Source organism: Pseudomonas sp. ICMP 3272, from assembly GCF_001466905.1.
Classification (GTDB): domain Bacteria; phylum Pseudomonadota; class Gammaproteobacteria; order Pseudomonadales; family Pseudomonadaceae; genus Aquipseudomonas; species Aquipseudomonas amygdali.
The window spans coordinates 53,483-68,271 of sequence record NZ_LKEK01000086.1 but is presented as its reverse complement, the minus strand read 5'-3'; the positions used below and the strand labels follow the sequence as shown (position 1 = coordinate 68,271).

The window sequence follows — 14,789 nt, the reverse complement described above, 5'->3', positions numbered from 1 at the left end:
CAGCATGAGGATGAACCCGATGGAGCGTATCAATCGCGCCACCCCTTTCGTTGCGGGCTTTTGTGGCCTGCTGATCGCGCAGCAGAGCTTCGGCGAAGGTTTTCTGGAAGACAGCAAGGCCAGCATTCTGGCGCGCAACTTCTTCAGCAACGCAGACAACCGCAGCGGTGCTGCCGCCCCGAACTACACACAGGAGTGGGGCCAGGGCTTCATGCTCAACTACCAGTCCGGCTACACGCCCGGCACCGTCGGCTTTGGTGTCGATGCGCTGGGCCAGTTGGGCATTCGTCTGGACTCGGGCAAGGGCCGCCACTACAACCCGCAAAGTACCGCATTCAATGGCAACATATTCCCGACTGGCAGCGACGGCCGCGCGGTCGATGAGTTCAGCAGCCTGGGCGCAACGCTCAAGGCACGCGTTTCAAAAACCGAGTTGAAGTACGGCACGCTGGTGCCGATGCTTCCGGTGGTCATGTCCACTGATCGCATGCTGCAACAGACTTTTCGCGGAGGGCAGATTCAGTCGAAAGACCTGAGTGATTTCACCTTCACTGCCGGGCAACTGGAACATGTGATGGGCCGCGGTTCGACCAACCAGATGGGCATGTCGATTCCGGGTGCCAATAACCCGCTGACCGGCGAATTCGTCAACAAGTTCTACTACGCAGGCGTCGATTACAAACCGACCAAAGACCTGACCGTGCAGTATTACTACGGCAACCTGGAAAACTTCTACAAACAGAACTTTCTCGGACTGAAATACGACATGCAACTCGGTCCGGGCACCCTGCGCACCGACCTGCGCCACTTCGACAACCGCTCGGACGGCGCCAACGGTCACGATCCATCGTTCTACACGGTGGGTTATTACGGTAACGGCGTTACCAAGGGTGAAGTCGACAGCCGCCTGTCCAGCGCTCAGTTCACCTACCTCATCGACGGTCATACCTTGGCTGCCGGTTATCAGGCAGTGACCGGTAACAGCGACGCGGTATGGTTGAATCAGGGCGATGGATCAACCGCTTACTTCATGACCGAATCCATGATCGGCAAGTTCCAGCGCGCCGGAGAACGCACCTGGCAGGTCCGTTACGGCTATGACTTCGCCAGGCTTGGCGTTCCCGGGCTGAACTTCCTGGCCATGTATGAAAGCGGTTCGAACATCCAGACATCCGACGGCGACAAGAAGGAATGGGAACGCAACGTGACCCTGAGTTACGTGGTGCAGTCCGGCCCGGCGAAAAACCTCAGCGTTGCACTGCGCCATGCGCAACTTCGTACCGAGTTTGCCAGCCAGCGTGATGCCGATGAGCACCGGATCATTGTCAGCTATCCGATCAATATCTTTTAAAACCCGAGTGGGTGGCAGATACGGGGTGTATCTGCTGCCTGAGGGTTGGTTGACGGCGTGCACAAGCGCTCGTGCTGGTCACAACATTCGTTATAACCTTTGCACCTTGCAGAGGAAGCGAAAACAATGGATAAAAAGATCCCGAAAGCCCCCACCGACCACGACCGCCCCACTGTCTTACTGGTTGTTGAAACCGATCCTGGCAAGCCTGAAGTCATCGGTGGCCCCGCTACGCCGTTAAAAGCAACTCATCCGAACTTCAATGACACACCAGCAGACCTTTACCCCGTAATGGAAAACCAGACGGGCATGCCTTTCAGCTCGTTCTATCGAAGCAGATACATCGGTTTTGCGTCCATCGCAGTTGTTGTGATCGGCATCGGTTTCGCCCTCTTTTTCCTAAGCCTGCAAAGTGACTGGTTTCAGGTGAAGAAAGTGCTGGCGATTACTGTGCTGTGGTTCGCCAACCTGATCTCGACAGTGCTCAATGCAGCCTACTGGTTTATTCGCAGAGGCCCGAAGTGGCTGACAGTATTGCTAGGCATTCAACTGATAATAGTGATGTCCGGGGTATTGTCTGCCTTGATCAATGACGGATGATGATACCTGTCTCTTGAGAGAGGGTGCCCATCATGGGTTAGAGCGTGTTTGGGGTAGCCGTACAGGGGCTCGAACGTGCCGAGCCCCTTATCCAGATCAGCCAGACACCTGATCCAGAAATATCAGCTGCGGTGGCTCTGCCAGCCACTTGCCGCTTGCAGCTGCAAACTGTTGGTAATGCGGCGTGGCAACGTGCGCATCCAGTGCTGCCTGATCCTTGAAGCATTCACGCATGTAAAACGTGCCGTGCTCATCGCGCGCCTCGAACAGTGTGTACTCGATATTGCCCGGCTCTGATCGGGACGGTTCCACCAGTGCTGATAATGCTTCTTTCAATGCGGACTCTTTGCCCGTAACGGCTTTCAGAACGGCGATCAAGGCCAACGGCTTTGCAGGTGTATTCATTATCAATGCTCCGGTATTCAATTCGATCAATGAGTGGGTGCAGGCGCAGCGTCGACTTTCACGCGTAGCAGGCTATAAGGTTTTGCACGCTTGTCGTGGCCCGAATTGAAACCGGCCTGACGGTGCAATTGGTTGACGATGAAATACAGGTAGCCATCCGGACCGATAGACAACGTATCAGGCCACAGCATGCGAGGATCGTGCGCCACGGTTTGCCATACACCGCTCGGCAGGCGTTTGCGAATTGCATTGTGCTCGTAGTCACCTGCATACACAGCACCGTCTGCATCAGCCTCAAGACCATCGGAGGCGCCCTTTTCACCGAGGTCCTCAACAGCCGCGGCCAGTTGCTGCTCACTTACACCGCTGTCGTTCAACAGCTCGGTAGCGACGGAGTACAGGTGGCGGCTGGACAGTGGCGAGAAATAAAGCGTTTTGCCATCGGCCGACAGCGCAATGCCGTCTGCGGCTACGTGAACCGGTTTGCGCGATCCGTCCGGGCCATCACCCAGCACCGGCACGCCCTCGACCACGGGCACGAAAGCCGGGTCGGCAGACGTCGACTTCGCGCCGCTCAGGCGCCGTACGGCATGCCCACTGGCAATGTCCATGACAATGATTGCACCCGGACCGCTTACCGAAGAGTCAGTCACATAGACAGTCCCCTGCGATCCTTTGCGGAAGTCGAAGCGCATATCGTTGACATAAGTGCTGGGCAATATGACGTTATCGGGAAACACCAGCCGCTTGACGATTCGGTTGGTGGCCAGGTCTACCGCAACCAGCTTGGCACCACCCGGACGCGGAGCAGCAAACTGCGGTGCGGCAGTGTCCAGAAGCCAGACGCGTCCTTTACCGTCGGCCACCACACTCTGCACGCTGATCAGCCCGTCGCCGGGGTCCTTCGGGTTCTCGCGGTTGACCGCCAGATCCGGGTAGGCAACCACTTTGCCATCACGAATCTCGCCCACCGTAAAAGGCACCTTGTCGCCCCAGCGAGGGAAGTTGACGAAAATTCGCCCGGCTTCAGTAACTGTCACACCGGTAGGCATCGCATCGTAAAAGGCATGCACCTGTTCAAGCTTGCCTACCGGTCTGTCGGCAGGGGCGCTTGCAGGGAGCCCGGTGATGGTCGCGCCGTAGGCCAGGGAGGTGGTGAGTGTGGCAGCGGACAGGATGGCCAGTGCTGCGCAAATTGATTTTCGATGCATGGTGCTCTCCTGATGGGACAGCCAGGGCTGCTCATCGGCATTCAGTAATACGGGTTGTGCGCACGGAAGGTGATCGCGTTCATCACCCTACGAGGCTCAAGGACGATGAATAGACAAGACTGCGAGTATTTTGGTCTTTCTCATTACAAAGAAAAACGCGGGGAATACGCTAACACTTTCAACGCTGAGGCGAAGATCACCACTTTCGCCAAGGCACGCAAGCACCGCATTCATGCGGCGAAGCTGCGCCTGGAAGGGCTCCAGCCGCTCATTTGGCGGCTGGCAACCAACTTATACGAGCCAGGCCAACAACTCAGGCAACTCCCCTTGCGCGAGTCTCATCCGACCAATCAGCCGCCGACCTTGGTCCAGCGGAGGGGTCCAGACTGCTGACCGCATCGAGCCGTTGAATCTGTTCGTCAGCCAGCGTCAGCGACAAGGCGCCCAGATTATCGGCAATCTGCTCGTGCGAACGGGGCCCGATGATAGGAACAGCGCCGTGCGAACCTGCCCAGGCAATGGCAACCTGACCCGCGCTGACGCCAAGCTCACCGGCAACCTCCAGAACAGTATCGAGAATCCGTGTGCGCTGCGCCGAGTTCTCAGGCTGGAATACCTTGCCGCCAAACCCCTCAGCGCGCCCGCTCTCCCCTTTGCGGTATTTGCCGGTCAGCATGCCACCCCCCAGAGGTGACCAGGTGACGACGCCAAGGCCAAGCGCGTAAGACGCCTGAAAAAGATCGGCCTCCGGCTCGCGATGCACCAGGCTGTATTCGAACTGAGCGGCTGCAATCGGTAATGCGCGGCTGATTTCGGCCAGCGTAACCGCGCGAGCAAGCCGCCATGCAGGGAAATTGGACAAGCCTGCATAGAGGATCTTCCCTGCACGCGCCAGATCTTCAAACCCTCTGACAATTTCCTCGATGGGTGTAACAGCGTCTGGGTGGTGCGCCCAATAGATGTCGATGCGGTCCGTCTTCAAGCGCTTGAGACTTGCCTCCACAGAGCTGACCATTGCCTTGCGGTTGTTGCCGATCGCCAGTCGGCCGGGATTGGCCGAGGCGCCGTTGGTGAATTTGGTCGCCAGCACGAAATCATCGCGTCGGCCTTCCAGCAGCGTACCGAGTAACTCTTCGGACTGACCGAACTGATAAATGTCTGCAGTATCGATGAAGTTGCCACCCGCCTCTGCATAGGCGTTGAAAATTGCCTTGCTGGCAACCGGGTCGGCACCGTAGCCCCAGCCCGTGCCGAAGTTTCCTGTGCCCAGCGCCAATTGCGAAACATTGAGCCCGGTTTTGCCAAACGTTCTGTATTTCATGGTTTTCTCCTGCCGATTGAGGATCGCCCGTGGTGCGATCCTATTGCTGAGAAACAAGGTGGACAGCTATCAGTCAGCTTTGAGCGGTTATGATTACGATCAGCATCTTAACTGTCAACGTTTTTGATGACGGTCAGCATCAATGCTATATTCACACCCTGCCGAACCCGGACGGGAAAAAACCAAGCAGGCAAGAGAGGCAAACCACATGAGAGTCACCAAGGCGCAGGCCCAGGCCAACCGGGCACACATTGTCGAGACGGCATCCGTTCAGTTTCGCGAGCACGGCTTTGACGGTGTCGGGGTTGCAGACCTGATGGCCGCAGCGGGCTTTACCCACGGCGGGTTCTACAAGCACTTCGGCTCCAAGTCCGACCTGATGGCCGAATCGGCAGCCTGCGCCATCTCGCGCACCGTGGAGCAATCGAAAGACGTCGATCCTGCGCAGTTCATCGAGTACTACCTGTCCAGAGAGCACCGGGATAACCCAGGCACCGGCTGCACGATGGCCGCACTCAGCGCTGATGCCGCACGTCAGTCAGACGACGTCAAGGCAACCTTCGCCGAGGGTATCGAGAGCATACTTGCCGCCCTGGCTCCCGCAGGCACGTCTCCTGGCGACAACGAATGGAAACAGGCGCGGGCAAACACCATCGATATGTTTGCCCATGCGCTGGGCGCGCTACTGCTATCGCGCAGTTGCCCGAACGACTCGCCACTGGCAGACGAAATACTCGATGTGTGCCGTACGAAAATGTTTGAGCAACTGCAGGCTCTTTGACCGCTTCTATGAAGGAAACAGTTTGCTCAGGCACGCCAGCTTCTTCTTGTACGACTTTCGCGCCTCCAGCGCTTCCTCCAGCGTTACCGCCACAAATCGGGCCTTCTGGTTGGGTTGCATCTGACCAATCAGGTCGAGGTCGGCGCTGATTACCGTGCCGATCATCGCGTAGCCTCCGCCAGACACCGCATCACGGTGCAGGACAATCGGCTCCAGCCCGGCAGGCACCTGAATCGAACCGATCGGGTAGCAGCTGTCGACGATATTCGATGGATCCGAGCCTGCCCCGAAAGGCTGCTCCCTGGGCTGGAATGTCAACGCCCTGCCCCCCTTGAAGCGATAACCGATGCGGTCGGCTTCCGAGCCTACGCTCCAGGACTCTGAGAAAAAGCTGGTGGCTGCGAATTCGGTCAGACGTTCGTAATACAGGCCCGGCACCACACGCAAATACACTTCCCCACCCAAAGACTGGCGCAAAGCCATCGGCAAGCTCGCCCCAGCCCGCCCCTTGCCGCCGGGAATGCCTATTGGCAACTGGTCATCAGCCATCAGTCGGCGACCCTGAAAACCGCCAAGCGCACCCAGCGTGTAAGTCGACCGACTGCCCAGCACCAGCGGCACATCAATCCCCCCGGCAACCGCCAGATAGGTGCGCGCGCCGTCCTTGGGGAAGTCGAAACGCAGCACCTGTCCGGCTTTTACCGCAAAGGCGGTGTCGTGGTGCATTTCCACCCCGTCGAGGCGCGCCGCCATGTGTGCACCACAGACCGCCGCCAATGTATCGCACTGGAACTCCAGCTCCGGCCCCAGCAATGTGCATTCAAGCCCGGCGGCACCGGGTGGGTTGCCAACCAGTTGATTGGCAGCGCTGAGCGCGTACTGGTCAAGCGCACCGGAGGGCGGAATGCCCAGGTGGTAATAGCCTTCGCGGCCAAGATCCTGCACCGAGGTCGCCAGACCGGGTTTGAGCACCTTGATCATGCCAGCACCTCCTGCAACGACTTGGGATAACCAGCGGGATCAGCCAGAAAGGCATCCAGGGAAAACTCGACCGGACGAATCCGCAAATCGAAGCGCCCGGCTTCGACCTCTGCAACGGCCGCGTCATAGGTGTCCCGATCAACCGGTTTGAACTGGACGATGTCGCCCGGCCGGAAAAACACCATGTGCTCTTTCAGATAAGCCAGACCCTGCTGCGGATCGTAGATCGGCGCGGGCGTGACGCCGAACATCTGGTAGCCACCCGCTCCGCGCACCGAGTAGATGCAGCCGAAGCAGCCGCCATGACCCAGCGTAAGCTTGGGTGTATCGGTACGTGGCCGCAGGTATTTGGGCACTTGCAGTTGGCGCTCGCGTTCGACCATCTGAAACATGAATGGCAGACCAGCCACAAAACCGACCATCGAGACGAACCACGGCGCGCCGCTATGAGCAGCAATGAAAGCATCGACATCCGCCAGGTTATTGATGCGCGCAGCGTATTCCAGGTCCGTCGAACCCGGATCCTGGTGGCGGTCACGAAAACGCATCAGGGTTTCATGGGTCCACGGATCGTTGTAAAGCACCGGAATCTCGATGATGCGGGTTTGCAGCGTACGTTCGGCCACTGCATCGGCCTCGGCCGCTCTCACTGCCTCAAGCAAGGCATGCGGTGCAATACGGTCCGGGTCGAAGCGAATCTGGAAGGACGCGTTGGCCAGGCATACGTCCAGTACACCGTCCAGCTCCAGACGCTCGACCGCACGGGTCACCGCCAGCCCTTTGAAAAAGGCCTCCAGCGACATACTCTCGCTGACCTCCGCGAACAGGTGTTCATCAGCGCCAAAGCTGTAGCGAATCGGATCAGCCATGTCTGTTCCTTGTTGAATTTGTTGTAGAACGGCAGGCGAATATCAGTAACGTGGCTCCTGTGTCTGTGCACACGATGCCATTTGACTCAGCGCGGCTTGCGCACCGTGATCCCGGCAGCGTCCAGCGCCTTGCGGGTCGCTTCGGCAAGGGCCAGAGCGCCCGGCGTGTCGCTGTGCAGGCAGATCGAATCGAATTCAATGCTCAGGTCCTCGCCCTCGACGGTGCGCACCAGACCTTGCTGGCACGCGCGAACCACGCGTGCCGCGACCTCGGCCGGGTCATGCGCACGCACATTACGGGTGAAGACGATGGAGCCGCTCAAGTCGTAGTCGCGATCAGCGTAGAACTCGCGAATGACCGGCTGACCGAGTTCCTGAGCGATCTTGCAGATAACCGAACCGGGCATGCAGTAAAGCAGCAATTCAGGCTCCAGGCGCTGAAGGTTTTCCACCAGCAGACGGGCAGCGGCTTCATCCCGGGCAAGGTGCATATACAGCGCCCCATGGGGTTTGAAATGCTGCAATGTCACGCCCTGGACCCGCGCCAGCTCACGCAATGCACCCAGCTGGTAGAGCATGTCATCGACCAGCTCCTGCGGCGCTGCGTTGATGTGCCTCCGTCCGAAGCCGACCAGATCGCGGAACCCTGGGTGCGCGCCAATGGCAACGCCCAGCTGTTTCGCCTGTTCTATGGTACGGCGCATCGTGCCGGGGTCACCCGCGTGAAAACCGGTAGCGACGTTGGCGGAACTGATGAAGGCCATCAATTCGTTATCGACGCCGTCACCAATGGTCCACGCGCCGAAGCTTTCACCCATGTCCGAGTTGAAATCCACCTGCATGGCTTTTGCTCCTGGGGCTATCGAGTCAAGGGTCAATCCGGAAAAGAAGCTATCCGGCTTCCTGCAAAGCACGTTAGATTCGCTCGCACCCCTTGGGTAGATCTATTTACAGATACATCATCTTCTGAAAAACAGATACCCGCCAATTGGAGTGCTTATGTCCCTGACGTTGCGCCAGGTTCGTTATTTCGTGGCAACGGCCGAGATCGGGCAAATCTCGCAGGCGGCCATTCACCTGAACATTTCCCAGTCTGCGGTGACCACGGCAATCAAGGAACTGGAAAGCATGCTCGGCACGCTGTTGTTCCAGCGCTCGGCTCAGGGCATGAGCCTGACCGAAGCGGGTCGACATTTTCTGAACCGGGCCTACGTGATCCTGCGCAGCGTCGATGATGCGCTGAACAGCCCGCTACCCGATATTCGCGCCAGCGGCGTATTGCGCCTGGCCGCCAGCTACACCGTGATTGGCTACTTTCTGCCTCACCACCTGCAACGTCTGGAACATTGGCACCCTGATGTAGCCATCGAGGTTCATGAGCGCGAAAGGCAAGCCATCGAACAGGGTCTGTTGGAGGGGCGCTTCGATATGGCAGTGGTGCTGACAGCCAACATCACTCACCCGGATATCGTCTCGGAGACGCTGTTCAACTCCGAACGCCGTCTATGGCTGTCCAGCCATCACCCGCTGTGCCAGCGCGCCGCCGTGAGCCTTGCCGATGTGGCACAAGAGCCCTATATCCTGTTGACCGTCGATGAGGCGGAGCAAAGTGCAATGCGTTACTGGGAACTGGCCGGCCAACGACCCAATGTCAGAGTGCGCACCAGCTCCGTGGAAGCAGTGCGCAGCATGGTCGCCAACGGCAGCGGCGTGGCGATTCTCTCCGACCTGGTACATCGCCCCTGGTCGCTGGAAGGCAAACGTATTGAAACGTTGACTGTCACCGACTCGGTAACGCCAATGAGCGTCGGCCTGGCCTGGCACCGCGAGCGAGAACTGAGCCCGGCGATGCAGGCGTTTCGTAACTATTTTCACGATGCGTTTCTGGCACCGCAGCAGCTGTCGGCGCGGCGTTGAGCCGGGCAGGAATTATTTAAATCAAGGTGATTGCCAGATTGCCGGAAACTGCACGCAACTAGCCGGTAGCTCAGCTGCTGCGGATCGGTACCACGCGGTCGCTGGCATAAACAGCCGCGGGCTCTTCAAACTGCTGGAAGAACTGTCCGGACACTACATGATCAAGAAACTGCGCCTGGTCTTCAGTGGCGTGCAGCATTGGCGAGTAGCCATCGGCATCGGGCACTGCAAAAAGGCGGGCCTTGCGTTCATGCGCCACAGCGATGAACGCTCTTTTCTCTTCGTCGGACATCGCCGAAAAGTAGTCAGACAGATTTTCCAGCGAGCGTACCGCCAGATCCTGGTCGAGCTGATCGTCATCCGTGAACATCAAATGCCAGACGAAATCGAAAGAAAGCTCAGCGAGGGCACGCATAGACGGGTTCCGTAGTGTTGAGAGACGCGAGAGTCACTGTTCACTTCAATTCGGTCAAGCGCTAAAGGATGACCTGCGTCAAGTGCAGCGCTTTAAATGGCTGAGTGTCGTTTTCGAGTCATGGATAAGGGGGGCAGGCTCAGCGGGCAATAAATGCCGGATTCTCGATCAGCAGCGCCATGCCCTGCCCGCCGCCTACGCAGGCTGCGGCAATCCCGTAGCGCAGGTTTTTTTCGCGCAATTGCCGGGCCAGGGTCATGACCAGACGTAACCCGGTGGCTGCCAACGGATGACCCAGGCCCAGTGAACCGCCCAGACAGTTGAGTCGTTCGCTGTCCAGTTCCAGCGTTTGTGTCACCGCCAGCATCTGGGCCGCCTGCGCTTCGTTTATTTCCAGCCGGCCAATGTCGCTCAGCGCCAGCCCGCTGCGCTGCAATAACAGCTGGATGGCAGGCGTCGGGCCAATGCCCATGAACTCCGGAGCGACGCCAATCACAGCACTGGCCAGCAGGTGCGCCAGTACCGGCCTTTGTGACTGCGAAGCGCTGCCCACCAACGCCGCTGCCGCACCATCGACCACCGCACAGCTGTTGCCTGCGGTCTGCACACCATCAGCATGAATAGCGCGCAAACGAGATAACGCCGCCAGGGTGGTCGCTCGCGGATGGCTGTCCTGTGTGACCGTTTCAACCCCCCGCGGCAACTCGATGCCGCGCGGCTGATAACCCTCCAGCTCAAAGCGCTGGCTGTTGACCGGCACAATTTCGCCAGCCCATTGGCCGCCAAGCTGCGATTGCAGTGCGCGCTGATGGCTGAGCAATGCATAACCGTCGACGGCTTCACGGCTCAAGCCGTAACGGTTTGCAAGATTATCCGCCGTAGCGATCATGTCCATTGCCGGTGCCGGGTCGTACAACGCTTCCCAGAGAAAGTCCTTGAACTGCACGGCACCGCCCAGCGGGAAACCGTCGCGATGGGTATAGGCCGCAATCGGGTTGCGCGACATCGATTCGGCAGCAACGCACAGCGCCATCTGCCCGCCTTCGCTCACATGCTGAGCGGCCTGACGCAACAGTTCGAGACCTGTGGCGCAGATGCGTTGCACGCCCAGCGCCGGAACGCTTTGTGCGACGCCGCTGTACAGGCCGATATGCCGGGGCAGCAGGTACGCATCGAAACTGGCTTGCGCCATTGAGCCAGCCAGTACACCGTCGACCTGATCAGGATGAATGGCAGCACGCGCCAGAACCTCACGACCGACCTTTATACCCAGATCGATGGGTGAAATATGCCCCAGAGCGCCGCCCAGATCGACCCACGGCGTACGCACTGCGTCGACAATGGCCACGTCGCTGAACGCCAGGTATTGCCCGCCGCTGCTCATGCCGTCGGCTCGGCACTGAGTTTGTCCGGGGACTGATCACGATAAAGCGCTTCGACTGTTTCTGCCCGCCACTGCAGCACCGCACGCTGGTTGATCGAACCCTTATCGGTGATTTCGCCACGGTCAATAGACGCGGGTTCGTCAAGCAGCACGATCCATTCAAGACGGCTGGCATTGCCATTTGCACCTTGATTCAGGCGGGTCAGCCATTCGCCGAACCACGCACGTACCGGCGCACTGGCCAACACCTGCGCATCAGAAGCCTGTGCATCCAGCCCGGCCAATTGGCGACACTCATGCAACCTTGGAAACACCAGCGCACCCAGGCATTCGCGATCAGGCGCGGTTATGACCACATCCTGCACGTACGGCGAGCCTTCCAGCACTGCACGGTTGCGCATGGGTCCGACACTTACAAACACGCCGGACGACAGTTTGAAGTCCTCGGCAAGACGCCCGTCGAACATCAGGCCCAGCTCGGGCGCCGCAGGATCGGCGAGCTTGATCGCATCGCCGGAGCAATAAAAACCGTTTTCGTCGAACACGTCGGCAGTCTGCTGCGGCGAGCGCCAGTAGCCGGGCATGATGTGCGGACCGCGGAAACGGCCTTCCAGCTTGCCGTCCACCGGCACCAGACACACTTCGCAACCGGGCGCAGGCAAGCCGATATAGCCAGCCATCGACAGCGGTCCGGTGGTGAACGTGCAGGAAGGCGCAGCCTCGGTCATGCCCAACCCGGCCATCATGCGAATCCGTTCGCCACAATGCTGCTCGGCGACACGGTCAAGGCGATCCCAGATACTTTGCGACAGGCCGGCTGCGGCGAAGAAGAACAGTTTCATGCGCGAGAAGAATCGCTCACGCAGTTCGGCGTCCTGCTCCAGCGCGTTGACCAGCTCTTCCCAGCCTTTGGGCACGGTCAGGTAGGCCGTCGGCGAGATTTCCTTGAGGTTGCGCAGGGTTTCGGCAAAGCCCTGAACGGTCGGTTTGCCGTTGTCCAGATAGAACGTGCCACCGTTGTACAGCACGATACCGAGGTTATGGCTGCCGCCGAAGGTGTGATTCCACGGCAGCCAATCGACCAGCACGGGCGGCTCTTCGCCGAACACCGGAAATGTCTGCAGCAGCATTTGCTGATTGGCACACAGCATGCGCTGCGTGGTCACTACGGCCTTGGGCAGTTTGGTCGAGCCCGAGGTGAACAGGAACTTGGCGATACTGTCCGGCCCACTGGCCAGAAAGGCCGCCTCGGCTTCACGCCCGCCCGGCTGATCGAACAGGCTGGCGAAGCTCAGTGGGTGCCTGCCAGCGAGTTGCCCGCGCACAGTGATGATCGGCGTATCCGCTGGAATGACTGCGTCAATGGCGCGCTGAAACGGCGCGGCGTCGCTGACAAATACCAGCCCTGGCTGCAACACTTCGCAAACATGCCGTAGCTTGGCGAAATCCTGGGACATGACTGAATACGCTGGTGATACCGGGCAATAGGGAATACCCGCGTACATGGCACCCAGTGCAAGCTGCAAATGCTCGATGTCGTTACCCGAGAGCAGCGCCAACGGCCGTTCGGCGGACAACCCATACGCCAACAGGCTCTGCGCAATGGCGCGCACGTCTGTGAGCATGTCGGCGTAACTGACCTTGCGCCAGCCGCCACGGCTGTCGCGGGCGGCAATAAAGGTTTGCTGCGGACGGATGCTGGCCCAGTGCACCAATCGGTCGAGCAAGCGATCGGGCAATTGCGCCAGTGGTTCCAGGGCACGCATATGCAAAATGCCCTGCTCTTCCCGCACCTCGATGGGCGGGTGACCGATGGAGACCTGGCGATAGCGTGGTGAGCTATCTTCACTGTGCAGCGTTGATGATCTGATATCGGAACTCACGTGCGTTCTCTCCATCAAGGTACGCAGACACCCAACGGCTTGCAGCGGTTCGGGGCGAGCGTAGCAGCACAGGCTGCAGCCTTGTTATTGTTATGACTGACTTACCGGCGACACGGTTTTTTGCAACAGTTCGGCGACGCCGGCACCGGAGGATTCAGATCGGGTAGTGCCGCGGCCCGTTTTGCAAGGTCACCCAGCGCAACTGGGTAAAATGCTCGACAGAAGCCTTGCCGCCAAAACTGCCGTACCCGCTGGACTTGACCCCGCCAAAGGGCATTTGCGCCTCATCGTGCACAGTCGGTCCGTTGATGTGGCAGATCCCCGACTCGACTCGCTGCGCAAGCGCCAGAGCGCGGCTGGTGTCGCGACTGAAAATCGCCGCCGAGAGGCCGAACTCCGAATCATTGGCCAGCCGCAGCAACGCCTCGTCACCTTCGCCACGGATCACCACAGCCACCGGCCCGAAGGACTCTTCGCGATACAGGCGCATGCTGTCAGTCACGCCATCGAGCAGCGTCGGTTGCAGAATGCTGCCCTGTAACTGCCCGCCAATCACCAGCGTTGCGCCCAGCCCCACGGCGTCGTCGATGAACGCCTTGATGCGCGTGCCAGCCCCGACATCTACCAGCGACCCCAGCACCGACTCACTGTCATCCGGGTTGCCGGCACGCAATGTTTCGATCTTTGCTGTGAGTTTCGCAACAAAGGCATCCGCCACCTTCCGATCAATGATCAACCGTTCGGTGGACATGCAGATCTGGCCCTGATTGAAATAGGCCCCAAACGCGGCCGCTTCCACCGCCGCGTCCAGATCAGCGTCGTCCAGCACCAGAAACGGTGCCTTACCGCCCAGCTCAAGCAGTGCCGGTTTGAGATGGCGTGCCGAAAGCTCACCGACGATACGCCCCACATGGGTCGAACCGGTGAAATTGACTCGACGCACGGCCGGGTTGGCGATCAGACGCTCGACAATCGCCGCAGCATCGGCAGGCGCATTGCTGATCACGTTGACGACACCATCGCCCAGCCCGGCGTCCTGCAATACCTGACCGATCAGCCGATGCACCGCAGGGCTGAGCTCCGATGCCTTGAGCACCACGGTGTTACCGCAGGCAAGCGGCATGGCGATGGCGCGGGTAGCAAGAATCACCGGCGCATTCCACGGTGCGATGCCGAGCACCACGCCGCAGGGTTGGCGCAGCGCCATGGCAAAGCAGCCGGGCACATTGGAGGGAATGACTTCACCGTTAATCTGCGTGGTCATCGACGCGGCTTCGCGCAGCATGTTGGCGGCCAGCTGTACGTTGAAGCCATACCAGTTAGCCATTGCGCCGGTTTCGCCAGCGGCAGCGATAAATTCACCACTGCGCGCCTGCAACTGCTCGGCAGCCTTGAGCAGACGCGCTCGACGCTCGCCGGGTACCAGCGCCGCCCAGGCGGGGAACGCAGCCTGAGCAGCCGCGACTGCCGCATCGGCATCTTCCAGGGTCGCTGCGGCCACACGCGAAACCACTTCGCCTGTCACCGGGTTGCAGCGTTCAAATGTACGTCCATCACGGGCGGGGCACGACTGGCCGCCGATCAGCAGGGGCACGTCCAGCATGATCATTCCTCTTTGTTATTGTTGTTCAAGAGCAGCCTCAAACCTTGAAATACAAGCCTCAAGTCAAA

At 59.4% G+C, this 14,789-nt stretch carries 14 protein-coding genes; 4 read left to right on the top strand and 10 right to left on the bottom strand.

Annotation, left to right across the window (positions count from 1 at the left end):
* The first annotated feature begins 19 nt into the window (after window positions 1-19).
* Both AO068_RS22550 and AO068_RS22545 read left to right on the top strand, forming a co-directional pair.
* Entirely contained in the window at window positions 20-1,351 is a 1,332-nt protein-coding gene (locus AO068_RS22550; RefSeq protein WP_058409497.1) for an OprD family porin, read from the top strand.
* A gap of 126 nt (window positions 1,352-1,477) precedes the next feature.
* Window positions 1,478-1,951, top strand: a complete 474-nt coding sequence (locus AO068_RS22545; RefSeq protein WP_058409496.1) for a hypothetical protein — start codon at window positions 1,478-1,480, stop codon at window positions 1,949-1,951.
* Window positions 1,952-2,047: 96 nt separating this feature from the next.
* Here AO068_RS22545 and AO068_RS22540 read toward each other — a convergent pair whose 3' ends face one another.
* The 3 genes from AO068_RS22540 to AO068_RS22530 all read right to left on the bottom strand — a co-directional run bounded on the left by AO068_RS22540 (window position 2,048) and on the right by AO068_RS22530 (window position 4,888).
* Window positions 2,048-2,356, bottom strand: coding sequence for a putative quinol monooxygenase (locus tag AO068_RS22540; RefSeq protein ID WP_058409495.1), 309 nt, complete (start codon window positions 2,354-2,356; stop codon window positions 2,048-2,050).
* Between the two features lie 26 nt (window positions 2,357-2,382).
* A complete protein-coding gene (locus AO068_RS22535) occupies window positions 2,383-3,567 on the bottom strand; it encodes an L-dopachrome tautomerase-related protein (RefSeq protein ID WP_058409494.1) in 1,185 nt (394 codons plus the stop codon).
* A gap of 313 nt (window positions 3,568-3,880) precedes the next feature.
* Window positions 3,881-4,888 (bottom strand): aldo/keto reductase, encoded by a 1,008-nt coding sequence (locus tag AO068_RS22530; protein ID WP_058409493.1) that lies wholly within the window; start codon window positions 4,886-4,888, stop codon window positions 3,881-3,883.
* A 208-nt stretch (window positions 4,889-5,096) separates the two neighbouring features.
* On the opposite strand from AO068_RS22530, the gene AO068_RS22525 reads away from it, so the two are divergent.
* Window positions 5,097-5,669: a TetR/AcrR family transcriptional regulator gene (locus tag AO068_RS22525; protein ID WP_058409492.1), complete on the top strand. Its 573-nt coding sequence runs from the start codon at window positions 5,097-5,099 to the stop codon at window positions 5,667-5,669.
* A 6-nt stretch (window positions 5,670-5,675) separates the two neighbouring features.
* On the opposite strand, the gene AO068_RS22520 is transcribed toward AO068_RS22525, so the two are convergent.
* The 3 genes from AO068_RS22520 to AO068_RS22510 form a co-directional block, all read right to left on the bottom strand.
* On the bottom strand, window positions 5,676-6,650 hold the full coding sequence (locus AO068_RS22520) for a biotin-dependent carboxyltransferase family protein (protein WP_044318781.1): 975 nt from the start codon (window positions 6,648-6,650) through the stop codon (window positions 5,676-5,678).
* On the bottom strand, window positions 6,647-7,519 hold the full coding sequence (locus AO068_RS22515) for a 5-oxoprolinase subunit B family protein (RefSeq protein ID WP_058409491.1): 873 nt from the start codon (window positions 7,517-7,519) through the stop codon (window positions 6,647-6,649). The genes AO068_RS22520 and AO068_RS22515 overlap by 4 nt, the downstream gene beginning before the upstream one ends.
* Before the next feature lie 86 nt (window positions 7,520-7,605).
* Window positions 7,606-8,361, bottom strand: a complete 756-nt coding sequence (locus tag AO068_RS22510; RefSeq protein ID WP_057402540.1) for a 5-oxoprolinase subunit PxpA — start codon at window positions 8,359-8,361, stop codon at window positions 7,606-7,608.
* Between the two features lie 157 nt (window positions 8,362-8,518).
* Here AO068_RS22510 and AO068_RS22505 point away from each other — a divergent pair, with 157 nt between their 5' ends.
* A complete protein-coding gene (locus AO068_RS22505; protein WP_005731822.1) occupies window positions 8,519-9,436 on the top strand; it encodes a LysR family transcriptional regulator in 918 nt (305 codons plus the stop codon).
* Window positions 9,437-9,506: 70 nt separating this feature from the next.
* On the opposite strand, the gene AO068_RS22500 is transcribed toward AO068_RS22505, so the two are convergent.
* From AO068_RS22500 to AO068_RS22485, 4 genes are all read right to left on the bottom strand, one after another.
* Window positions 9,507-9,851, bottom strand: coding sequence for a hypothetical protein (locus AO068_RS22500; RefSeq protein ID WP_057402539.1), 345 nt, complete (start codon window positions 9,849-9,851; stop codon window positions 9,507-9,509).
* A gap of 139 nt (window positions 9,852-9,990) precedes the next feature.
* Complete coding sequence (locus AO068_RS22495; protein ID WP_058409490.1) at window positions 9,991-11,235, bottom strand: thiolase family protein; 1,245 nt, start codon at window positions 11,233-11,235, stop codon at window positions 9,991-9,993.
* Complete coding sequence (locus AO068_RS22490) at window positions 11,232-13,118, bottom strand: feruloyl-CoA synthase (protein WP_058409489.1); 1,887 nt, start codon at window positions 13,116-13,118, stop codon at window positions 11,232-11,234. Before AO068_RS22490 ends, AO068_RS22495 begins: the two co-directional genes overlap by 4 nt.
* Before the next feature lie 154 nt (window positions 13,119-13,272).
* On the bottom strand, window positions 13,273-14,721 hold the full coding sequence (locus tag AO068_RS22485) for an aldehyde dehydrogenase (protein ID WP_058409559.1): 1,449 nt from the start codon (window positions 14,719-14,721) through the stop codon (window positions 13,273-13,275).
* Between the last annotated feature and the right edge of the window lie 68 nt (window positions 14,722-14,789).

Excerpts from the sequence above, each read along its gene's own strand:
- AO068_RS22485 (WP_058409559.1), bottom strand. The coding sequence starts at position 14,721 with ATGCTGGACGTGCCCCTGCTGATCGGCGGCCAGTCGTGCCCCGCCCGT.
- AO068_RS22545 (WP_058409496.1), top strand. The coding sequence starts at position 1,478 with ATGGATAAAAAGATCCCGAAAGCCCCCACCGACCACGACCGCCCCACT.
- AO068_RS22530 (WP_058409493.1), bottom strand. The coding sequence starts at position 4,888 with ATGAAATACAGAACGTTTGGCAAAACCGGGCTCAATGTTTCGCAATTG.
- AO068_RS22550 (WP_058409497.1), top strand. The coding sequence starts at position 20 with ATGGAGCGTATCAATCGCGCCACCCCTTTCGTTGCGGGCTTTTGTGGC.
- AO068_RS22520 (WP_044318781.1), bottom strand. The coding sequence starts at position 6,650 with ATGATCAAGGTGCTCAAACCCGGTCTGGCGACCTCGGTGCAGGATCTT.
- AO068_RS22505 (WP_005731822.1), top strand. The coding sequence starts at position 8,519 with ATGTCCCTGACGTTGCGCCAGGTTCGTTATTTCGTGGCAACGGCCGAG.
- AO068_RS22500 (WP_057402539.1), bottom strand. The coding sequence starts at position 9,851 with ATGCGTGCCCTCGCTGAGCTTTCTTTCGATTTCGTCTGGCATTTGATG.
- AO068_RS22510 (WP_057402540.1), bottom strand. The coding sequence starts at position 8,361 with ATGCAGGTGGATTTCAACTCGGACATGGGTGAAAGCTTCGGCGCGTGG.
- AO068_RS22540 (WP_058409495.1), bottom strand. The coding sequence starts at position 2,356 with ATGAATACACCTGCAAAGCCGTTGGCCTTGATCGCCGTTCTGAAAGCC.
- AO068_RS22535 (WP_058409494.1), bottom strand. The coding sequence starts at position 3,567 with ATGCATCGAAAATCAATTTGCGCAGCACTGGCCATCCTGTCCGCTGCC.
- AO068_RS22525 (WP_058409492.1), top strand. The coding sequence starts at position 5,097 with ATGAGAGTCACCAAGGCGCAGGCCCAGGCCAACCGGGCACACATTGTC.
- AO068_RS22515 (WP_058409491.1), bottom strand. The coding sequence starts at position 7,519 with ATGGCTGATCCGATTCGCTACAGCTTTGGCGCTGATGAACACCTGTTC.
- AO068_RS22495 (WP_058409490.1), bottom strand. The coding sequence starts at position 11,235 with ATGAGCAGCGGCGGGCAATACCTGGCGTTCAGCGACGTGGCCATTGTC.